The sequence below is a fragment of the Citrobacter sp. On2M genome (assembly GCF_018035235.1).
Lineage (GTDB): Bacteria > Pseudomonadota > Gammaproteobacteria > Enterobacterales > Enterobacteriaceae > Citrobacter > Citrobacter meridianamericanus.
The window spans coordinates 278,345-299,021 of the sequence record NZ_WPCV01000002.1 but is presented as its reverse complement, the minus strand read 5'-3'; the positions used below and the strand labels follow the sequence as shown (position 1 = coordinate 299,021).

Sequence of the window (20,677 nt, the reverse complement as noted above, 5' to 3'; positions counted from 1 at the left end):
TTAATGTATACATTTACGCGAAACGCTTGTTTTTATGCGTAGTTATGCCGATATGCCTTATCCTGATAACTGCAGGGATCGCGTTGATTCTCACTTTACCCAGATCCGTTTTGTCTAAAAATAAGCACGGAAAGGTAAAAATAAGGTAAATAACGCATTTTTTTGCACGCGAAAATAAGTTGTTTTTAATTGATATAAATCAATTTCCATCGCACAAAGACGGCGGAAAAATGATCATTTGAGGCGATGGAAACAATTTTTTACGTGTCATTCAAAACGTGAATATCGGCCTGGTAGGACAATGAATAAGGATACGTAAAAGTGCGGTGCGGGCCGCAATAGCCCGCTTATGAGAGAAGGAAAATCACGCATTAACTTTATCCAGCGGCCAGGAATCAAACAGATAACCATCAAAATCAATGTCATCTACATTTGAAAACTCCAGCAGGCGCTGTTTGACATTTTCCAGATGCTGCCACATGGCAAGCTTGGCCGCGCGAGCATCTTTTTTGATTAATGCCGCAAGGATCTGTTTATGGTCGCCCATCCATTCTTTGCGGTAATGAGTGTCGTCGAGGTGGCTATGGAGCTGGATCCACATCGGGTTGTTCTCACGCCACTGCCATGACTGGCGAAACAGCTCCACCAGCATGCTGTTATGCGTGGCTTCGGCGATGGCGAGATGGAACTGCATGTCGCCGCTTTCAGAACCGTTTGGCTCGCTGGACGCCAGCTCCCGCTCTTCGAGCCGCAACGCCTGGCGCATTTTGACGATATCTTCGCGGGTAGCCTGCAGCGCGGCAAATTCAGCGATATTGCTTTCCAGCAGCTGCCGCGCCTGCAGCAGCTCAAACGGCCCCGCATCATTGCAATGATTTGCATCCGTACTGTCGATGGTCTGCGCATCCGCATTATCGAGCACGTAGATCCCGGCCCCGCGCCGCACGTCCACCAGGCCTTTAATTTCCAGCATGATTAACGCTTCGCGAACCACCGTGCGAGTGACATTGAGCATCTCGGCAATTTCACGCTCTGGTGGTAAGCGTTCACCGGGCTGGTACGGCGTCTGAACAATCAGATCGCGGATCATGGCACCCACTTCCTGGTAGGGTCTTTGCTGAGAAGTGTTCGATTTCATCGTGTTATGTCCGTCAGATGCGTGTAATCAGATACGGTGAATAAGTACCGAACTATAGCATTTGCGGGAAGCCAAAAACAGAAAATGGGTCAACCAAACCAATATTTTGATTGACCCGTCATAGTTCGGAGCTTATGCGTCAGCGCTTAATGCCGCAACGCACTCACGTGCGCCGTGTTCACATAACTGTTGATACACCGCAATAATGGTCTCCACAAAGTCGGCGTTTTCCGCCAGGTCATAACCAAAAATGCCAGACAGCCCCAGCAGCGCCGTCACGCGCTCGGCCCCCTGGTACTGTCGGTTAATGCGCTGGAATTCAGCCAGCATTGGGTCGACAACATCAATGGCCTGCCCCTGCTCATCCACACCGTGGGTGTAGCGCATCCAGCCCGCCACGCCCAGCGCCAGGTGACGCCAGCCGCTGGCGTTTTGCAGATGCAGGCGCACTGGATCAAGCAGGCGCTGCGGCAGTTTCTGGCTGCCGTCCATCGCAATTTGCCAGGTACGGTGGCGCAGAGACGGGTTGCTAAAACGCTCGATCAGCAGGGTCGCGTAAGCGTTGAGATCGGTGCCTTCCGGCATCGAGAGCGTCGGCGCCTGCTCCTGCATCATCAGCGCAAACGCCGCTTTGCGGTACGCCGGATTCGTCATGGTATCGGCGATAGTTTCATAGCCGCCGAGATAGCCCAGATACGCGAGGAAAGAGTGGCTGCCGTTGAGCATGCGCAGTTTCATCATTTCAAACGGCACCACGTCGGCCACGAACTGTGCGCCAACCTTGTCCCAGTCAGGACGACCGTTGACAAAATTGTCTTCAATTACCCACTGACGGAACGGCTCGCAGGCGATAGCACACGGATCGTAAACGCCCAACTGGTCGGCAATCTCCTGTAACGTTTCCGGCGTCGCTGCCGGAACAATGCGGTCGACCATGGTGCACGGGAAAGTGGCATTAGCTTCAATCCACTGCGCCAGCTGCGGGTCGCGCGCCTGCGCCAGCCCCAGCACCGCGACTTTCGCCACATGCCCATTTTCACGCACGTTATCGCAGGACATCACGGTGAAGGCAGCCAGCCCCTGCTCACGACGCAGGTACAGCGCTTGTACGATGTAACCAATCGCCGATTTCGGCGCGGTAGGATTCGCCAGATCGTGTTTAATCAGCGGGTTATTGAGATCTAACTGACCGCTGGCCGCATCGGTGCAGTAGCCTTTTTCGGTGACCGTCAGCGAAACAATTGCCGTCTGCGGGCGCGCCATAGCCTGTAAAATACCGTCACAGCCGTCAAGGTCCGGGTGCAGCGCTTCTTTCATTGAACCGATCACTTTCAGCACGGTGTTGTCCGCGCCTTTTTCCGCCACGGTATACAGCAGTTGCTGCTTGCGCAGATTTTCAATCAGTACGCAGTCGTTACCCGGCATCAGGTTAACTTCACAGATCCCCCAGTCGCTGTCGGTGGTTTCCAGCAAATGATGGGTGTACAGCGCCTGATGCGCGCGGTGAAAAGCGCCGCATCCCAGGTGAACAATGCGGGATTGCAGGCGCGAGCTGTCCCATGCAGGGCGCGCAACCGGCAGGTCGCTATTGGCAATTGTCGTTGTCATCGTGAACTCCAGAACCCGTTGAAAGACCAACGGATGAGAAAAGAAAAAGCCGGCCAGACAGGTGGCCGGCAACTCGCTTTAGCGGCTGAAGAAAGCGCGCTGGATAGCCATCTCAACGCCGCGCACTTCCGCCAGCCCTTTCAGGCGACCAATCGCGGAGTAGCCTGGGTTGGTTTTCTTTTTCAGATCGTCCAGCATCTGGTGGCCATGGTCCGGACGCATCGGGATCAAATCTTCCTTCCCTTCCGCTTTACGGCGTTGCTCTTCTTCAACGATCGCTTTCACCACTTCGTACATGTCGACGTCGCCATTAAGATGCGCCGCCTCATGAAAGGTTTTCGGATTATCTTCACGCAGCGTGGAGCGCAGATGGGTGAAGTAAATGCGTGGGCCAAACTGTTTAATCATGTCGACCAGATCGTTATCCGCCCGCACGCCGTAGGAACCGGTGCACATAGTGAAACCATTCGCCATGCTGTTAACCGTATCGACCATCCACTGCATGTCTTCCACCGTGGAAACAATGCGCGGCAGGCCGAGGATCGGGCGCGGCGGATCGTCCGGGTGAACTGCCATGCGTACGCCAGCTTCTTCCGCCACCGGAATAATCGCCTTCAGGAAGACGGCGAAATTCTCACGTAGCGCGGCTTTATCGATATCTTTATAGCGCGCAAGATGCTGGCGGAACTGGTCGAGCGTGTAGCCCTCTTCTGCCCCCGGCAGACCGGCAATGATGTTGCGGGTCAGACGCGCTTTGTCTTCATCGCTCATGGTGGCGAAGCGTTCATTTGCCTGAGCAATCTCTTCGGCGGTGTAGTCTGCTTCCGCGCCCGGACGCTGGAGGATATGCAACTCAAAGGCGGCAAATTCAATCTGGTCAAAACGCAGCGCTTTGGAGCCGTCTGGCAGGACGTATTCCAGGTCGGTACGGGTCCAGTCGAGAACAGGCATGAAGTTGTAGCACACGGTACGAATGCCGCACTGGGCCAGGTTACGCAGGCTTTGCTGGTAGTTGGTGATCCACTGCAGATAGTTGCCGGAACGGGTTTTAATGTCTTCGTGGATCGGCACGCTTTCGACGACCGACCAGACCAGGCCCGCCTGCTCAACAATAGTTTTGCGCTTCAGGATTTCATCAACCTTCCACACCTCCCCGTTAGGGATATGGTGCAAAGCGGTGACAACGCCTGTGGCACCCGCCTGACGTACATCCGCTAAGGTGACCGGATCGTTAGGACCATACCAGCGCCATGTCTGTTCCATGTTTTATTCCTCGTTTACGTTATGGACTCGACGATATGGCATATAAATTCCCCCTTTTGGTATGACATGTCAACCTGAAGCGATAAATTGGTTAACCAAATCACGGTTTATGCCGATTAGATCGCCTAATTAAGGCCATTCAGTTCGGTAAGACTGTAAACATGTAACGCAATATGACATTCATCGCATCAATGGTTAACCAATATAGGTAGCATCTCAACCAAAAATCATAATAGTTCAACCAAGCTGGCGATCCCCGCCGTTACCGCCGCCACCACTCACTCGTTGTTCCCGCCACAGCCGGGGCCGGTTGCGCTGGTTAACGCCTACGGCGCGGACATGGGCATGGTCTACATCTATGGCATTCTGGTGATCATTCCGAGCGTGAGCTGCGCCGGGCTTATCCTGCCAAAGTTCCTCGGCAACCTCGATCGCCCAACGCCGTCGTTCATGAAAGCCGACGTACTGGTTGACCAGAACAATCTGCCCTCCTTCGGCGTGTCTATTCTGGTACCGCGCGTGGTCACGACAGGCAGTGGGTGATGAATGCCTTTGAAAACGCAGTGAAAAGCATCGCCATGGTGCTCCTGATCATCGGCACAGGCGGCGTACTGAAGCAGACCATTATTGATACCGGCATTGGCAATACCATCGGCATGCTGATGTCGCACGGCAATATCTCTCCGTACATCATGGCGTGGTTGATAACCGTGCTTATTCGTCTGGCAACCGGTCAACTGGTTGGCGTCGACTCGGCGTTACTGGTGCTGGTGAACTCCGTTGTTGACCTGATTATCGTATTGATCATCAGCTTGATTGCATAACGTCGATACCGCTCTGGCTCTTCACGCCAGAGCGGTTCTGAATCCTGCCTCAACAATCCTCAATAATCAGATATACCGCCTTCACCGGGCCATGCACCCCAACCACCTTGATAAGCTCAATATCTGCCGTCGAACTGGGTCCACTGATAATGTTAATGCACGACGGCATACGCTCACCGGCCTGCGCCTTCTGATGCAGTTTCTCTGCCAGTTGGGCAACGCGCGGCAGGATAGTGCTTTTGCGCAGCACGAAAATCGAGGACTCCGGCAGCAGGCTAATTGAACGCCCGCGCTCCGGCGCGGAAAACAGCACTACGCCGCCGGACTCGGTCAGGCCATACTCGGCATACACCACCCCCACTTTCGCCTGCTCAGCCTCGGCAATATTTTCGCTGCCTCGCGCCGGGTCCCAGACCACGGCGTTGCATTCCTGCTGCAGACGTTCCGTGATGCCCAGTTCCACCAGTCGACTGTCGCCGCTGATAACCACCGGCTGACCCAACTCTTCGCACAGGCGTCGCGCGACTTCTGCGGCCTGTTCCTCGCGGGTCAGTTCGCAGCGGGCCAGCATCACCTCGCTGGCAAACTGGGTAAACGCATCGCAACGCTGTTGCGGGCTCAGCTCGGTCAGGCGCTCGTTGGCATAGTTGTTCACCGGCGCGGCATCCGCTTGCGGCTCAAAACGTAGAGGGCGGCCCAGCGCCTGGGCGATAGTGTTTAAAAACGCGGTACGGTTATCCATTCTTTTTCTCCTGCGCCTGATGTTTCTTAAACCAGCTGCGGAAGCTCTCACCGTCGGCATCAGGAAGATCGCGCGCCTCCATCCAGTCACCAATCGCGCCAACCTTAAGCGGAGTTTTGCCACCATTGATAAACCAGCTCGCCGCATGTGCGCCCGCCATCATCCCGACTTTCCACAGCCCCGGATGGCTATTGGCATACGCGAACATTTTTATCGCCCGACGCTCGGCTTTCGGGGTGATGCCTTCCTCGGCCATCACCCGACGATGCCGCAGGATCAGTTTTGACAGCGGAATCTTAACCGGACAAACGCTGTCGCAGGCCGTGCATAATGAACAGACGTAAGGCAGATCTTTAAAATCTTTATAGCCGCCGAGCAGCGGAGAGATCACCGCGCCGATAGGGCCGGGATAGATAGAACCATAGCCGTGTCCGCCAATGTGACGGTACGCCGGGCAGGTGTTCATACAGGCCCCGCAACGGATGCAGCGCAGCACATCGCGAAACGCCGAACCCAGCACCTGCGAGCGGCCATTATCGACAATCACCAGGTGAAACTCTTCCGGACCGTCGACATTATCCGCCTCACGCGGGCCGGTCAGCCAGGTGTTGTAGCCCGTCAGACGCGCGCCCACGGCGCTGCGCGCCAGCATGGTGATCAATACATCCACATCGGCAAAGGTCGGCGCGATACGTTCCATGCCCATCACCGCAATGTGTGTTTTTGGCAGCGTGGTGCACATCCGTGCGTTGCCTTCGTTGGTCACCAGGCAAACAGAGCCGGTTTCCGCCACAGCAAAGTTACAGCCGGTAATACCGATTTCAGCACTGAGAAAATCCTCGCGGATCTTCTGACGGATAAATAAGGTCATGGCTTCCGGGGTTTCCGGGCCGTCGTAACCCAGACGCTCGTGCAGCACGCGGCGGATCTGATAACGATCTTTATGAATAGCCGGGACCACAACGTGCGAAGGCGGATCCTGATCCAACTGCAGGATATATTCGCCGAGATCGGTTTCGATCACCTGAATTCCGGCATCCTGCAGCACATGGTTGACGCCGATCTCTTCGGTCACCATCGACTTGGACTTCACCACTTTCTTCGCGTTTTTACGCTGTGCAACCTGCAAAATGTAGCGGGTAGCGTCTTCTTTGGTCTTTGCGAAATAGACGTGGCCGCCGTTTTGCGTCACTTTCTCGGAGAGTTGATACAGGTAAGCGTCGAGGTTACTCAGAACGTGATCGCGGATCTGGCTGGCACGATCGCGCCAGTCTTCCCAGTGGCCTAGCTCATCAACCATTCTCTGCCGATTCGCACCAATACGCTCCTGCGCGTTGGCCACGGCTTTGCGCATGATTGGATCTTCGATCTGCTGACGAATGCGCAGTTTAAACTCTACATCGCTGGTTTTTATCGACATCTCTTTCCCCTCAGCGGCTCATCAGCACTTCAGCAATATGCATCACTTTGACCGGCTGGCCCTCACGTTGCAGCCGACCGCCAATATTCAGCAAGCAGCTGACGTCCGCGCCAATCAAATATTCCGGCTTCGCATCCATCAGATGTAAGACTTTCTCTTTCACCATCTCACCAGATATCTCGGCCATCTTGACCGAGAATGTCCCGCCAAAGCCGCAGCAGGTGTCCTGATCGGCAAATGTCATCAGCTCCAGCCCGCGCACGTTTTTCAGCAGCGTCAGCGGCTCTTCCTTCACCCCCAGCTTGCGGGTCAGGCTACAGGAAGGATGATATACCGCACGGCCCTGCAGGCTGGCACCGACATCCACCACGCCCAGTTTGTTGACGATAAAAGAGGTGAGATCCTGCATACGTCCGGCAACCTTCTCGGCGCGCAGCGCCCATTCAGGTTCATCCGCCAGATACGTCGGGTAGCTTTTTACCGCGTAGGTGCAGGAGCCTGCCGGAGAGATAATCGGATCGTCGTTGTCTTCCAGGGCGGCGATCAGGTTTTTCATTCCGGGGATCGCCTCTTTGATGTAACCGCTGTTGATGGCTGGCTGACCACAACACCCTTGCTTCTCGGGGAAATTAACGTGACAGCCCAGTTTTTCCAGTAGCAATACGGAGTCTCGTGCCATCCGTGATTTCAGGGCGTCACCAATACAGGTAACAAAGAAATTTACATTCACAATAACTACTCCATTGCTTCATTTCTGTTTATTGCGCTTGATATCGCTATATCACGCCCAGTCTTCTGTTTGCTGGTTTTGCCGATGTCTGGGTTCATGGTGTTTGTCGGATCATGCTCCTGAGATGGCCGCTCTCCGCTTCTTATATCAGGATCATCTTAAATACCTGTATTTTTATTTGTATGACAAAACCAAATAATCCTCCAATCAACTCGTACATGCAATACCCTGGTTTATTTCTTTCGGCCTCGCTCACATTTTTATATTGAAAATCACCGTGTTATGAGTCGGTTAAAAATAGTTTCAGGTGATAATTATTCCTGTCACCACCATTATTAAAAGAGTTATCAAATAACTATTTATAGGTATTCCACTTGCTCTTTAGTATATTTACCTGGCATTGAATTTTAATTAAAAGATTACAATAGTTACAAAACCATTAATCATAATTACTTTATTCACTGAAGCGATTCAGTTTGCATCTTTTATTTATACAGCAATATAGCCTTCCCGACATAAATATAAATCAGGTTTAATAAACCAATCAGGAATAGCAATGAACGAATATTTTATGTTTGCCCTTGCACTTTCTCCTTTACTACTGATGGTATTTTTAATATTAAAATTGAAAATGCCTATCCATTATTCCGTACTGATCTCTTTAGTATTCACCGCTGCGCTATCGGCTCTGTTCTGGGAGATGCCCGTACAGAATCTCAAAGCCGCGATAGGCTATGGTGCGCTGAAGGGATTATGGCCGATTGTGATTGTGATCCTCGGCGCTATCTTCAGTTATAACGTCATGCAGGCAACCAAAGCGCTGGATATTCTGCGCGATATCCTCGCCAGCATTAGCGAAGATAAGCGTATTCAGGTGCTGCTGATTTCATGGTGCTTTGGTGGATTTCTTGAAGCCGCGGCGGGTTATGGTACAGCGGTCGCCATTCCGATCGGTATACTTATCGCACTGGGTTTCAACCCGCTGAAGGCGGCAATAGCCTCTCTGGTGGCAAATACCGTTCCCACCGCATTCGGCGCAGTCGGGATCCCAGTTTCTATTCTGGCGGAACAGGTTAACCTGCCGGTTTATACCCTGGGCGGAACCATTATTCTGCAGCTTGCGCTGTTTAATATCCTGCTGCCATTTGTGATTATCTGCATTATTGGCGGCGGCCTGAGAGCCATTCGCGGCGTATTTTTAATTACGCTGATTTGCGGTATTACCACGCTGGTTCCGCAGTATTTTGTCGCTATTCATCTCGGTGCTGAATTACCCGCCTTTGCCGGTAGTCTGGTCAGCCTGTTTGCCGTGGCGATGGTTAGCCGTCTGCGCAAAGGGAAAACCGATCCCGAGTGGCGAATTGAAGTCAGCCATAACCGCGAAACCACGCCGCGTTCGGCAAAAGTATTGTTCCGCGTGGGTTCTATCTATCTGTTCATATTTGTCTTTATCCTGTTGTGTTCGCCGCTATTCCCGACGATAAAAGGCGCAGCCTCACAACTGGCCTCGGTGCTGCATTTCACCCTTGCTGACGGCAAAACGCTGGCGCTCAAGGTTGAATGGGTGACCACGCCGGGGATGCTGATCATCTTTGCGACCATTATCGGCGGTTTTATTCAGGGGGCGTCCGCGCGCGGGATGCTGGAAGTGTTTATCAAAACCATTTTCCAGCTTAAAAATTCCATTGTGGCGATTATGGCGATCGTCGCACTGGCCACGGTGATGGATATCAGCGGGATTATCTCCACGTTGGCCCAGTCGATTGTCGATCTGACCGGCAGTTCGTACGTCTTCCTCGCCCCGGTGATTGGTGCGCTGGGTACGTTCGTTACCGGCAGCGATACCAATTCGAACATTCTGTTCGGCAAACTGCAAACCATTGCCGCCAGTAAACTGCATATCGATCCCAACTGGCTGGCGGCGGCCAACACCTCTGGCGCAACAGGAGGGAAAATGATTTCGCCGCAGAGTATCGCCATTGCGGTTTCAGCCACTAAAATGGACGGCCAGGCCAACCAGATTATGTCTGGCACCATGAAATACTGCTGTGCCTACATCGTAATCCTCGGCCTGAAAGTCGGTCTCTTTTATTACTGGTTTATGGCGTAACCCATTGTCAACCCCGTCAAATTCGCGGCAATCGTATTTGACGCAATGGTGAACTAAAAGGTTTACACCGCCCCGGAATCGGAACGATGTCACTGGCTTTACGATTTGTCGGCGCTGACTACAATAGCGCCAATGTTTCAAATCGAGGATTGTTGTTATGTTGTTCTGGAAAAAGATGGTGAAGAAGTTCGACGCCTTTTCCGCGTTGATCCCACCACGCTACTTCCGGGTGTAATGCCAGGCAGGCCTGTCAGCGACAGGCCTGAGTCTTATCTCCCGCTTTTTTCTTACGCAGCCCGCACGTTCTTAACACCACCACCCGCAAGCGCAGCCACGCAAAGCGATAAACCAGCGGATGCTGAAATCGTAGCAATGTCAGAAACATAATTCCCCCGCACTAACGAAACGTTGGCAGCAGACCAAATACATCCAGAACAACCGTCAGATAGACAATCGCCCCGCAGATTATTACCAGATTGAGCACGGTGTTATTACACGGCGCGGTATAGCTGGCAGTCGGAAAACGTTTTCGCGCGGCTTTCACCAGGAACGGCGGCAGGATCACGCTCCAGATGGTAAAGGCCAGACCGGCATAGCCAATCGCATGCACAAAACCGTTCGGGAAGAAGAAGCACACAGCAGCAGGTGGGAAATAGGTCACCAGCGCGGTTTTCAGACGGCCTATACCGTCATCCGGGAAGTGGAACAGGTCGGCGATATAATCGAACAGACCAAGCGTTGCCGCCAGCAGTGAGCTGGCTACCGCGAAGTTGCCGAAGAAGGTCAGGATCAGATCCATATAACGGCTGGTGAACAGCCCGCTGATAGCCTCGACAAACACGTCGATATTGCCGCCTTTGGCGATAATCGGCGGGAATGAGGCACGGCTGATATTACCCATCGTCACACCCAGCCAGAAAATATATAACAGCAGGGCAAACAGCGTGCCGATGATAATCGAACGCGTAATATTCGAGATCCCGCTCGTGCCATACAGCTTGACCAGGCTCGGTACGTTACCGTGAAAACCAAACGAGATGATGCAGAACGGCAGCGTCATCAGGATATAGGGCAAATACTGCGAATTGGGCAACGCCACCGCCACGCTGTCGACAAGTTTTGCCACTTCGATATGGCCAATCAGCCCGGAGAACGTGGCAAAGAACGCCACAAACTTACCGATAATCAGCACGGTAGTGATGCGTCCAACCAGCAGGGAGCTGTACCAGGCAATCGCCCCTACTAACATACTGACGATCACCACCGAAATATTCGCCGGAAAGCGCACGCCGCTGTATTTGAACACGGTTTGCGCCATCACCGCCGACGAACCGGAGATATAGGCATAGGTCAGAATATACAGCACAAAGCCGAAAGCGATACCGACCACGATATTCCACTTTCGGCCTAATAAATCCTGAGTAAAGGTATTAAAACTGGCACCGGCGCCATAATGCAGATTGACTTCAACCAGCATCAGACCGGTTAATAACATCATGATGGCGATAAACAGAAGAATAACAGAGGCACCGGGAAACCATACGCCGGCCATCGCAATCGGCAGGGAAAACATCCCGCCACCCACTACGGTTGCGATAACCAACATGGTTCCGCTAATCAGTCCGGGGGTACTACTCTGTCGCTCAATGGCATTAATATCCATGATAAATGTTCCTGTAGACTATTCGTTATAATTACAGCTGTCATTTGTACATCATGCGGATAATAAAAATGTCGGAGTCAGGGTTTACTTTTTTTAGTTATGCCACGGTAACGGGCACCGCAAAGGCTTCCTGTTCATAGAAAAGGAATACAAAAAAGCCCCATCCTGAGATGGGGCCATAATGATTATTTAGATATAATCAAAGCGCGCAGTAAAGAAACGCAACTGCTTCGGCTCGTAAATAAACTTCAGCCCGCGAATATCTTCTTTGTGCTGGTAAAGTTTAATAATGCCGTCAGCCACGACATCCATATGCGCGTAGGTATAAACGCGGCGTGGAATAGTCAGACGCACGGTTTCCAGTTTCGGTCGGTGGTGTTCACCGGTCACGTTATTACGGCCTGCAGAGATTATTCCGCGTTCCATACTGCGCACGCCAGTTTCCACATAAATGCTCGCCGCCAGGCTTTGCGCCGGGAACTCGTCCTGCGTCAGATGCTCGCAGAAGCGACGCGCATCGAGGAATACCGCGTGACCGCCTACCGGTTCAACAATCGGTACACCAGCGGCCTTCAGCTTGTCGCCCAGGTAGCGAACCTGCTTCACGCGGTGCTCAATGTACTCATACTGCATGGCTTCGCGCAGGCCAATCGCCATCGCTTCCATGTCGCGTCCGGCCAGGCCGCCGTAGGATGGCATGCCTTCGTACACCACGACTAACTCTTTGGCGGCAGAGAACATTTCGTCATCATTCATGCACAGGAAGCCGCCGATATTCACCAGACAGTCTTTTTTACCGCTCATGGTACAACCGTCGGCATAGCTGAACATCTCATGCACGATCTCGGCGATGCTCTTGTTCTCAAAGCCCTGCTCTTGCTCTTTGATAAAGTAGGCGTTTTCAACGCAGCGGGTGGCGTCGTAGAACACTTTAATGCCGTGCGCTTGTGTCAGTTCACGCACCGCACGCATGTTCGCCATCGAGACCGGCTGGCCGCCCGCGAGGTTAACCGTCACCGCCAGGCAGATATAGGCAATATTTTCTGCGCCTTTTTCGTCAATCAGCTTTTGTAATTTTTTAAGATCAATATCACCTTTAAACGCAATATTCAGACCGGCGTCGTGTGCTTCGTCACGAACGATATCGACAAACACTGCACCATTCTTTTCCTGGTGATAACGGGTGGTGGTGAAATACATATTCCCGGCAACATATTGCCCGGGTTTAATTGCCAGCTGCGATAACAGGTTTTCTGCGCCGCGCCCCTGGTGAGTCGGAACAATATGTTTAAAGCCAAACAGTTCCTGCACCGTTCTTTCCAGATGATAGAAGTTTTCGCTGCCCGCGTACGCTTCATCACCCATCATCATTCCGGCCCACTGCTTGTCGCTCATGGCGTTGGTGCCGCTGTCTGTCAGCAGATCAATATAGATATCTTTCGAATTTAACAGGAAAGTATTGTAACCCGCTTCTTGCATTTTTATCAGGCGTTCATCACGCGGGATCATAGATACAGTTTCAACGCTTTTAATACGGAAGGGTTCTGCCGGATAATTCATTTTGTTTCTCCAGTAACAGTGGTCATGTACGTATTAATGTGACGTAAAGCATATCGGGTTCATCAATAAAGTATGATGAAATATAACTATTCGCCTCCTGGGCCAGGGGGAGAAATAATGTGGAGGCACTATGCAAGATTTAATTGATTATGGAAATAGTCCGGTCAACATTAATCACTGGCAATAATTTAAAAAGCTGTAAATGTGAGTGATGTAAATCACACGTCGTTTTTTTACCCGTTCATATTCAACAAGTTTTTTTTTGCGTATTGATTTGCCATTCGCGGTAGTGCGCCCACTGAGGGGGGAAATACTGAAAACTTAACTTTCCAGACTGTGCGCATAATGTATTCGTGAATGAGTACACCCCATTTTGTGAGAGTCGGATCACTTCACGGGGTTATATTTGTGATTCACATCACCAAAAGTGTAAAGTAAAGTGTACAAAACGGTGTTGTTTCAGAGTTTGCTATTTGCTTCAGTGAGTGAGATCGCATTTTTGGCCTGATACAGAGGGGCGTTGTTTTCTGGAAATGGTAGGTATTTGGTGGATTGAATGAGAATGAATTTATACGGTGAATAATACCGAATCTATTGTGATGAGTGGGTTTTCTATTTATTCCGAAAGCGTTCTATTCGCGCTTATTTCATCTTATTTACATCTGGACTTCCCCCAGGATACTGGCGTAATTTACAGGGGTTTTACTAGCGCGATGTGAAGGTGCGCCAACACCTCCGCATCGCTGATCGCAGTAACTATTATAGGAGAATAGTCACCATGACTGATACGCATTGTATTGCAGTTTCATTTGATCCAGAAGTCCACACCGCAGATAACCGTCGCCTGAAGGTAGGTTATGCGAGCCGTTATCCTGATTACAGCCGTCTGCCAGTGAAGTACGTCCAGTTTCCGTCCATCGTGATGAAGGGCCAGTGGCTGAAAGCCGCCGGATTCGACACCGGCACCGACGTTGATGTGCGGGTAATGCAAGGCTGCATCGTATTAACCGCCCGCGCCGCCGAAGCCGAAGAGTCAGAACTAATGAAATCCCTGCGCGCCGTGGAAAAGCTCTCCGTGCGTAAGCAAAAACAGGTGCTGGAGTTTATCGGGGTGATTGCGGGGAAAGCGTTGAAGGGGTGAGAGTGTGATTGTCATTGAGGCGCCTGCGGGCGCCTTTATTGGGAGTGACGATTAATCCCGAGAAAGCACAGTATTATCCAAATGGGTATCTACTCTGTATTTAGTTTTTCTTATCAATTGATTGAATCATACCAAACTTTATCAATGATATTTCAATCTCTGTAATCCAGTGTTCAGGGCACGGCTTAACACGCTGATTAGGATCTCTACGATTATGGGCCTGTCGTTTAGTAAGTCCATGCATATCCTTTACATGAGCAATCCAACAAGGATGATGTATTGTTTTTCCAGTTCTTTCTCGAATATCAGCAGTAATCTCTTTATACGTTGCCATTTAAATAAATCCCCCCAAAAAAACTAAAGCACTGTCGCAACAATGCTTCCACAATCATTCAATAGAAGTGGAAAGAAGAAGATTAAGCGCGCCTTTCCTCCTCACAGCATCAGCGCTATACCAATTTCTTATCATTGAGGCCAAATCATCATCATCGGCATAAAAATAGGCTAAAGGTAACTCCAACACATTAGCAAGTTGTTGAACTATTTCAATATTTGCCTGATGAACCCCTTTCTCATACCGATTGATACGTGGACTTGCGACAAATTCATCGATCCCAGCAAGAATACCAAGCTGTTTTTGTGACAAACCCTTAGCAAGCCGTGCTTCTTTAAGACGCTTACTGAAGGTTCGATTGTGCATTGTAGAATCATTCATAACTACGATAATCGTAGCTATTGAGTTTTTCAGATACTACGAAATACGTAGCATAAGATTACGTTATCTTTTACATACCAATTTCAGCAAAGTTAGATCCTCTTTCCAAAACTACGAAAAACGTAATTTTACCCCTCGAAAAATACTACGAATTACGTAGCATACGTAATGTTACTTAAACAGAGATGAAAGTGAAATGAACACAAATTGGCACAAAGCCGACATCATTGCGGCATTGCATAAAAAAGGAATGTCACTGGCAGCACTGTCCAGAGAGGCAGGATTGAGTTCGTCCACACTGGGCAATGCTCTGGAGAGACCATGGCCTAAAGGTGAAATCATCATTGCTAAGGCAATTGGCATCCCACCAGAGGTTATCTGGCCAGAAAGATACTACAAGGGAGGAGAGTTTATAAATCGTGGTGATTTGATACGTAAGTTCCGTACCCAGATGTAGTTACGTAAAAAAAGACGTAATACAACTAAAAAATGTTCAGACACTTTGTCAGATTATGCTTTAAGAAGAGAAAGCATTTATAAATAGAATGCTTTTACGTAAAATAACACGTAAGAGCTCTAACCGAACAACAGGGAATCCGCCATGGCGAACTTCGACGCTGATTACTGCTATTCTTTCCCCGCTGTACGCGGAGTACAAGCAGGCAGGCCATTTTACATTGCAACCTGCCCTATGCGCATCATACCCAAAATTTTTAGCTTTGATGAAACCGATGTTCCACCAGAGCTGCGTGCTCAACGCATCCTGAACAAATCCAGAATACCTGAGATGGTCAGATATCTACTTGAGAATCCGAAAGATTATGTCTTCTCTGCATTGACAGCGTCTATTGCTGTTGACGTTCAGTTTGATGAGTACGAAAACTCAAATAACCTAGGAACGCTTCGAGTTCCGATGGATGCCCAGATCCTCATTAATGATGGTCAACATCGCCGTAAAGCGATTGAAGATGCTTTAGCCGAGCGTCCAGAACTCGGCCAGGACAACATCCCTGTGCTGTTTTTTGTCGATGAAGGGTTAAGACGTAGTCAGCAGATGTTTGCTGACTTAAATAAATACGCGATTCGCCCTAGCCCATCGCTTTCAGCTCTTTACGATCACCGTGATGTAAGTTCAAATCTGGCACGATATCTGGCAATGACGATAGAGCCGTTTATCGGCCTTACTGAGCTTGAAAAGTCCAGCATCAGTATGCTTTCCAATAAGTTATTTACACTGAGTAGCATTAAACAGGCAACTCGAGCGCTTTTAGGTAAAGACCCGAAAGTAGGCAGTATTGAAGATAACACGGCTATTGCCACGCAATATTGGCAAGCTATTTACAAAGTTATGCCCGATTGGCAGCTTGCTGCACGGAAAGAAGTTTCCCCCGCTCAGCTACGGCAAGACTACGTGCATGCACACGGTATTGGCTTGCAAGCACTGGGACTTTTGGGGCGCTCACTGATCATTGAAGAGCCAGAACAATGGCAACAGAAAATATTGAAACTTAAATCCTTCGACTGGCGTAAAAGCAATCCCGAAATGGTTAAACGTGCAATGCAACATGGCAAGCTGAGTAAGACGGGAACCGCTATTCAGCTCACCTGTAATGCACTTAAACTTGCACTGTCGATTCCCCTCACTCCTGAAGAACAGGAGCTTGAAGCTCAAATGGTTGTCTCATGAGTAAATTAACTCAGGCCTACGATCTGGCCGACTATGAAGAATTCATCAATCAAGAACAGTTTGCAGGACATCCGCTAGCTGAATATGTCGCTGAGGTACAAAGAGTATACTGCGCAGATAAACGTCCATGGGTCATTGGCTATAGCGGTGGTAAAGACTCTTCAGCAGTGATCACTCTTGTTTACCTGGCTTTGCTGGGTCTTCCACCAGAAATGCGTACCAAAGATATATTTGTGGTGTCATCCGATACACTGGTAGAAACCCCCGTTGTTGTCGATTTAATCAAAAAGACAATGCAGTTAATTGAGGCCGGTGCAAAACGTGATGGACTACCAATCACTCAACACGCCGTTATGCCAAAAACTCACGAAACCTTTTGGGTGAATTTACTAGGTAAAGGCTACCCAGCACCAACACGTAGCTTCCGTTGGTGTACAGAACGCATGAAGATCAATCCGGTCAGCGACTTTATCAAGGATAAAGTTAGCCAATTTGACGAGGTCATTGTTGTTCTGGGTTCGCGTAGCAGCGAAAGCGCATCACGTGCCCAGGTTATCGCAAAGCATAAAATTGATGGTTCGCGTCTTGCCCGACACACCACACTGCCTAATGCCTTTATTTACACACCTATAGACACATGGGATGTCGAAGACGTGTGGAAACTTCTGCGTGGCGCATTCCGTTATGCTCCGGAAGATATTGATGAGTGGGAAAATCCATGGGGTGGAAATAACCGCCCACTTTGGACGCTCTATATGGATTCCTCTGCACAAGGCGAGTGCCCATTGGTAATCGATGACAGTACTCCTTCGTGCGGTAATTCCCGCTTTGGCTGCTGGACGTGTACTGTCGTGACTAAAGATAAAGCGATGGAAAGCCTTATTCAGAATGGTGAGGAATGGATGTCCCCACTGCTGAAATATCGCGATCTGTTAGCTTTCACAACTGACCCGGCAAATAAAGATACTTTCCGTAACTACAAGCGTCGTACAGGGAAAGTAAGTTACCAATACGCTAAAGACGGCGAAGAAATCAGTGCCGAACGTAAGCACGTCCCTGGTCCGTACTGGTTAAAATACAGACAACAATGGTTAAAGGAATTATTGGAAATTGAGCGTGATATGAATGCTCAAGGTCATAAAATTACGCTGATAACACAACCAGAGCTACATGCAATCCGTCAGGAATGGTTGAAAGATCCCAACGAACCGGATTGGTATGACTCATTGCCGGGTATTTACCGCGAGGTTTATCAAAAGGATCTGGATTGGGTCATTGACGATCAATCTCGTTTTGATGCCAGTGATGCTGATTTGCTTGTACAAATTGCCCAAGGATTTGACGTTGAACCTGAGATGGTTATGAAGTTAATCGAACTGGAAGTCTCGATGGAAGGCCTGAGCAGACGTCAGGGGGTATTTGATAAACTTGGTACAATTCTCAAACAAGACTGGGGAAGCCTAGAAGAAATTAAACAGCAACAAGAAACATTGCAGAAACGCAACGAGCGAGATATTCATCAAGAGGAAGTCGCAAAGCTGGAAGCGGAGCTTCAGGTTTTACAGCGCAGAATTATAGATGCGAGTGAATCATACTTGCTTACCAGTAAGGAAAACGAACATGCTAATTAAACAACTGGTGCTGCGTAACTTTCGTGTTTTCAATGGGACACATATCATCGATTTAGCGCCCAGAAAACGCCCTAATGATGACAACCCCCGCCCTATCGTACTGTTCGGTGGGTTAAATGGTGCGGGTAAAACATCCATTCTCTCTGCCATTCGTTTGGCGCTATATGGTCGGCTGGCATTCGGCTTATCAACACAAAACCAAGACTACATTAATGAGCTTAGCTCATTAATTCATAATGGAATAAACTCTAGTGAGCAACCCAGTGAGGCTGCAATAGAATTGACCTTTACCTATAACAAAGGTGGCCAGGAAGCAGAGTTCACGGTAGCCCGAACCTGGAAGAAAGGGAAAAAAGACCAACTGTCGCTTTTACAAGATGGCATTCCTTTAGAGGAACTGGATTATGATCAATGCCAGGGCTTTCTCAATGAACTCATCCCACATGGTATTGCTGATTTATTCTTCTTTGATGGCGAGAAAATTGCCGAACTTGCAGAGGACGAGTCGGGTAATATTTTGAAAACCGCAGTTCGCCGCCTGTTAGGGCTGGATTTGATTGCCAAGTTACGCAATGACTTAATGATTTTTATTAAGCGTCAGCAATCGAGCCAACTTGCAGCTACACAGCAGCAGCAACTTGCTGTACTGGAAAAACAAATAAAAGAGTACGCATTCCAAACTGAACAACTGCTTGAGAAAGCGGATTTTTCAAAGATACGAATCGATCTGTTGTCCAAAGAGATTATTCGCTATGAAGGCCTACTCAATGCTCAGGGTGGAGCGTTTGCTCAAACCAAAGCTCAGGAAAAGCAAAAAGTCGAAACGCTGTTGAAAGAAAAAGACCGTCTTGAAAAAGCGTTACGTAATGAATGTGATGGTTCATTACCTTATGCATTGGCTCCAAAAACGTTAACACGATTGCTCGAGCAGATCTCAACAGAAACACAAATCAAGCAAGCCAGAAACTTTGAAAGTGAGCTTGGTCAATTCCTAACTCAGCTTAAAAACGATATAGCGTTCCGTTCCAGCACTTCTGGGAAAATAGCTGCAGAAGCAATTGAGGATAATTTGAAAGATTATCTTGCAACCAAACCAAAGGGTGAACTACTTTTCGACATATCAGAACGTGAAGCAGGCATGCTTCAACAAGCTATCGAGCAAGACAGTAAAAAAGCCTGGCAGCGTTTTGATCTTTATCGTAATCAATTAGTTGAAATTGAAGAACAGCTGGAGCAGGCTGCAGCCAATATTGCTCGAGCACCAGAGGATGATCAGCTTCTTGATATATTTGAGAAAATTCGTGAGCTTGATAAACAACGTGAACTGAAGAAGCAAGAATATCGCGCATTACTTGAAGACGCGAAACGGACAAAACAACAACAGTTAGATTGCGTGCGTCAAGTGCAAAAAGCTCATGATACTGCCCGCAATCAGCACAGTTTTAATAGTGCATTTAATAATGCTCAAGAAACGATTAACTTGCTCGATCGCTACAGTGAAGTTTTAACTCAAGCACGCGTAAAAACACTATCAACAAATTTCGAAGTAGCTTATCGAAAACTAGCTCGTAAAGAAGATTTGCAGCTCAATGCGCACATTAATCCAGAAACATTTGATGTTGAACTTATTGATGAAAAAGGTAATGTAATAAATCGTAAGTTGCTTTCAGCAGGTGAGAAACAAATTTATGCTATTGCAATTCTCGAAGCATTAGCCAAAACCTCTGGCCGTGATTTACCTGTGATTATTGACACTCCATTAGGACGATTAGATTCACAGCACAGAGATAAGTTAATTAATCACTATTTCCCATTTGCCAGCCATCAGGTTGTACTACTGTCAACTGATACTGAAGTAGATGAACGCTACTTTGTGGACCAATTGCGTGACGACATCTCTCATGCCTATGAAATTGTGTTTAATGCGCATACCAAATCATCAGCGTTGAAACCAGGATATTTCTGGCAACTCACTAAGGAGGCAATTTAATGCTCCCGAATCGAATGCAGCTTACTCGCCAGACTGAAGAACAGCTCAAAAGACTAAAAGGATTTACAGGGGTTACTCCAAACGTAGCCGCTCGTATTGCATTTTTCCGTTCTGTAGAAAGTGAGTTTCGTTTTTTACCAAAGAAAGATAATAGGAAGTTAGACGGCCAGCTTGTGCTTGATAAAATTACCTGGCTTGGTGAAACGATGCATACAACAGAACTTGTGCTGAAGATGCTTTATCCACAGTTAGATCAGAAAGAAATGATCAGAGCTTGGGCTGCACATGTTGAAGATGGGATTGCGGCATTAAGAAATTACCGTAGCTTAAAAGATATTGTTAAATCCTTGTGAGTTAAATAATCGATATTTAATAGCAAAAAATATCATTTGAGCCATCTAGATATTCCTTTGCAATCATAAGCCACCTACTTAGGTGGTGGCTTATGCCTCATA

At 48.9% G+C, this 20,677-nt stretch carries 18 protein-coding genes and 1 pseudogene; 8 read left to right on the top strand and 11 right to left on the bottom strand.

Features of this window, described 5'->3' with window-relative positions; all coding sequences use genetic code 11:
• Positions 1–364 precede the first annotated feature (364 nt).
• The 3 genes from uxuR to uxuA all read right to left on the bottom strand — a co-directional run bounded on the left by uxuR (position 365) and on the right by uxuA (position 4,009).
• Complete coding sequence (gene uxuR / locus On2M_RS03660; RefSeq protein ID WP_210904390.1) at positions 365–1,138, bottom strand: Uxu operon transcriptional regulator; 774 nt, start codon at positions 1,136–1,138, stop codon at positions 365–367.
• 132 nt (positions 1,139–1,270) lie between these two features.
• Complete coding sequence (locus On2M_RS03655; RefSeq protein ID WP_210904389.1) at positions 1,271–2,746, bottom strand: fructuronate reductase; 1,476 nt, start codon at positions 2,744–2,746, stop codon at positions 1,271–1,273.
• 78 nt (positions 2,747–2,824) lie between these two features.
• Positions 2,825–4,009, bottom strand: a complete 1,185-nt coding sequence (uxuA, locus tag On2M_RS03650; RefSeq protein ID WP_210904388.1) for a mannonate dehydratase — start codon at positions 4,007–4,009, stop codon at positions 2,825–2,827.
• A gap of 204 nt (positions 4,010–4,213) precedes the next feature.
• Here uxuA and On2M_RS03645 point away from each other — a divergent pair.
• Positions 4,214–4,714 (top strand): annotated as a pseudogene (locus On2M_RS03645) (hypothetical protein).
• A 168-nt stretch (positions 4,715–4,882) separates the two neighbouring features.
• Here the strand turns inward: On2M_RS03645 and On2M_RS03640 are convergent.
• The 3 genes from On2M_RS03640 to On2M_RS03630 are packed head-to-tail and all read right to left on the bottom strand — an operon-like array spanning position 4,883 to position 7,725.
• Positions 4,883–5,575: a lactate utilization protein C gene (locus On2M_RS03640; protein ID WP_210904387.1), complete on the bottom strand. Its 693-nt coding sequence runs from the start codon at positions 5,573–5,575 to the stop codon at positions 4,883–4,885.
• Positions 5,568–6,995 carry a LutB/LldF family L-lactate oxidation iron-sulfur protein gene (locus On2M_RS03635; RefSeq protein ID WP_210904386.1) on the bottom strand — a complete coding sequence of 476 codons (1,428 nt, stop codon included), beginning with the start codon at positions 6,993–6,995 and terminating at the stop codon, positions 5,568–5,570. Before On2M_RS03635 ends, On2M_RS03640 begins: the two co-directional genes overlap by 8 nt.
• Before the next feature lie 10 nt (positions 6,996–7,005).
• The gene (locus tag On2M_RS03630) at positions 7,006–7,725 is read right to left on the bottom strand and encodes a (Fe-S)-binding protein (protein ID WP_151216632.1); all 720 of its coding nucleotides are present in this window, start codon (positions 7,723–7,725) and stop codon (positions 7,006–7,008) included.
• Positions 7,726–8,281: 556 nt separating this feature from the next.
• On the opposite strand from On2M_RS03630, the gene On2M_RS03625 reads away from it, so the two are divergent.
• Positions 8,282–9,835: an L-lactate permease gene (locus tag On2M_RS03625; protein WP_210904385.1), complete on the top strand. Its 1,554-nt coding sequence runs from the start codon at positions 8,282–8,284 to the stop codon at positions 9,833–9,835.
• A gap of 250 nt (positions 9,836–10,085) precedes the next feature.
• Here the strand turns inward: On2M_RS03625 and On2M_RS24365 are convergent, their stop codons facing one another.
• The 3 genes from On2M_RS24365 to On2M_RS03615 form a co-directional block, all read right to left on the bottom strand.
• A complete protein-coding gene (locus On2M_RS24365) occupies positions 10,086–10,220 on the bottom strand; it encodes a hypothetical protein (protein ID WP_255588889.1) in 135 nt (44 codons plus the stop codon).
• 12 nt (positions 10,221–10,232) lie between these two features.
• Positions 10,233–11,498, bottom strand: a complete 1,266-nt coding sequence (locus tag On2M_RS03620; RefSeq protein ID WP_187259160.1) for an aromatic amino acid transporter — start codon at positions 11,496–11,498, stop codon at positions 10,233–10,235.
• Between the two features lie 189 nt (positions 11,499–11,687).
• Entirely contained in the window at positions 11,688–13,058 is a 1,371-nt protein-coding gene (locus On2M_RS03615; protein WP_151216629.1) for a tyrosine phenol-lyase, read from the bottom strand.
• Positions 13,059–13,836: 778 nt separating this feature from the next.
• Between On2M_RS03615 and symE the strand changes: the two genes are divergently transcribed.
• Complete coding sequence (gene symE, locus On2M_RS03610; protein ID WP_210904384.1) at positions 13,837–14,199, top strand: endoribonuclease SymE; 363 nt, start codon at positions 13,837–13,839, stop codon at positions 14,197–14,199.
• 100 nt (positions 14,200–14,299) lie between these two features.
• Here symE and On2M_RS03605 read toward each other — a convergent pair whose 3' ends face one another.
• Together On2M_RS03605 and On2M_RS03600 are read right to left on the bottom strand one after the other, a co-directional pair.
• Positions 14,300–14,533, bottom strand: coding sequence for a hypothetical protein (locus On2M_RS03605; protein ID WP_196614805.1), 234 nt, complete (start codon positions 14,531–14,533; stop codon positions 14,300–14,302).
• Positions 14,534–14,587: 54 nt separating this feature from the next.
• Positions 14,588–14,914 (bottom strand): helix-turn-helix transcriptional regulator, encoded by a 327-nt coding sequence (locus On2M_RS03600; RefSeq protein ID WP_196614804.1) that lies wholly within the window; start codon positions 14,912–14,914, stop codon positions 14,588–14,590.
• A gap of 196 nt (positions 14,915–15,110) precedes the next feature.
• Between On2M_RS03600 and On2M_RS03595 the strand changes: the two genes are divergently transcribed.
• The 5 genes from On2M_RS03595 (at position 15,111) to dndE (ending at position 20,575) form a co-directional block, all read left to right on the top strand.
• On the top strand, positions 15,111–15,371 hold the full coding sequence (locus On2M_RS03595; RefSeq protein WP_196614803.1) for a helix-turn-helix transcriptional regulator: 261 nt from the start codon (positions 15,111–15,113) through the stop codon (positions 15,369–15,371).
• Positions 15,372–15,515: 144 nt separating this feature from the next.
• Positions 15,516–16,601: a DNA sulfur modification protein DndB gene (gene dndB, locus On2M_RS03590; RefSeq protein ID WP_196614802.1), complete on the top strand. Its 1,086-nt coding sequence runs from the start codon at positions 15,516–15,518 to the stop codon at positions 16,599–16,601.
• Positions 16,598–18,232: a DNA phosphorothioation system sulfurtransferase DndC gene (gene dndC / locus On2M_RS03585; RefSeq protein ID WP_196614801.1), complete on the top strand. Its 1,635-nt coding sequence runs from the start codon at positions 16,598–16,600 to the stop codon at positions 18,230–18,232. Before dndB ends, dndC begins: the two co-directional genes overlap by 4 nt.
• Positions 18,222–20,222, top strand: a complete 2,001-nt coding sequence (gene dndD, locus On2M_RS03580; RefSeq protein WP_196614800.1) for a DNA sulfur modification protein DndD — start codon at positions 18,222–18,224, stop codon at positions 20,220–20,222. Before dndC ends, dndD begins: the two co-directional genes overlap by 11 nt.
• Positions 20,222–20,575, top strand: coding sequence for a DNA sulfur modification protein DndE (gene dndE, locus On2M_RS03575; protein ID WP_196614799.1), 354 nt, complete (start codon positions 20,222–20,224; stop codon positions 20,573–20,575). Before dndD ends, dndE begins: the two co-directional genes overlap by 1 nt.
• The last annotated feature ends 102 nt before the right edge of the window (positions 20,576–20,677 follow it).

Excerpts from the sequence above, each read along its gene's own strand:
- uxuR (WP_210904390.1), bottom strand. The coding sequence starts at position 1,138 with ATGAAATCGAACACTTCTCAGCAAAGACCCTACCAGGAAGTGGGTGCC.
- On2M_RS03655 (WP_210904389.1), bottom strand. The coding sequence starts at position 2,746 with ATGACAACGACAATTGCCAATAGCGACCTGCCGGTTGCGCGCCCTGCA.
- uxuA (WP_210904388.1), bottom strand. The coding sequence starts at position 4,009 with ATGGAACAGACATGGCGCTGGTATGGTCCTAACGATCCGGTCACCTTA.
- On2M_RS03640 (WP_210904387.1), bottom strand. The coding sequence starts at position 5,575 with ATGGATAACCGTACCGCGTTTTTAAACACTATCGCCCAGGCGCTGGGC.
- On2M_RS03635 (WP_210904386.1), bottom strand. The coding sequence starts at position 6,995 with ATGTCGATAAAAACCAGCGATGTAGAGTTTAAACTGCGCATTCGTCAG.
- On2M_RS03625 (WP_210904385.1), top strand. The coding sequence starts at position 8,282 with ATGAACGAATATTTTATGTTTGCCCTTGCACTTTCTCCTTTACTACTG.
- On2M_RS24365 (WP_255588889.1), bottom strand. The coding sequence starts at position 10,220 with ATGTTTCTGACATTGCTACGATTTCAGCATCCGCTGGTTTATCGCTTT.
- On2M_RS03620 (WP_187259160.1), bottom strand. The coding sequence starts at position 11,498 with ATGGATATTAATGCCATTGAGCGACAGAGTAGTACCCCCGGACTGATT.
- On2M_RS03615 (WP_151216629.1), bottom strand. The coding sequence starts at position 13,058 with ATGAATTATCCGGCAGAACCCTTCCGTATTAAAAGCGTTGAAACTGTA.
- symE (WP_210904384.1), top strand. The coding sequence starts at position 13,837 with ATGACTGATACGCATTGTATTGCAGTTTCATTTGATCCAGAAGTCCAC.
- On2M_RS03605 (WP_196614805.1), bottom strand. The coding sequence starts at position 14,533 with ATGGCAACGTATAAAGAGATTACTGCTGATATTCGAGAAAGAACTGGA.
- On2M_RS03600 (WP_196614804.1), bottom strand. The coding sequence starts at position 14,914 with ATGAATGATTCTACAATGCACAATCGAACCTTCAGTAAGCGTCTTAAA.
- On2M_RS03595 (WP_196614803.1), top strand. The coding sequence starts at position 15,111 with ATGAACACAAATTGGCACAAAGCCGACATCATTGCGGCATTGCATAAA.
- dndB (WP_196614802.1), top strand. The coding sequence starts at position 15,516 with ATGGCGAACTTCGACGCTGATTACTGCTATTCTTTCCCCGCTGTACGC.
- dndC (WP_196614801.1), top strand. The coding sequence starts at position 16,598 with ATGAGTAAATTAACTCAGGCCTACGATCTGGCCGACTATGAAGAATTC.
- dndD (WP_196614800.1), top strand. The coding sequence starts at position 18,222 with ATGCTAATTAAACAACTGGTGCTGCGTAACTTTCGTGTTTTCAATGGG.
- dndE (WP_196614799.1), top strand. The coding sequence starts at position 20,222 with ATGCTCCCGAATCGAATGCAGCTTACTCGCCAGACTGAAGAACAGCTC.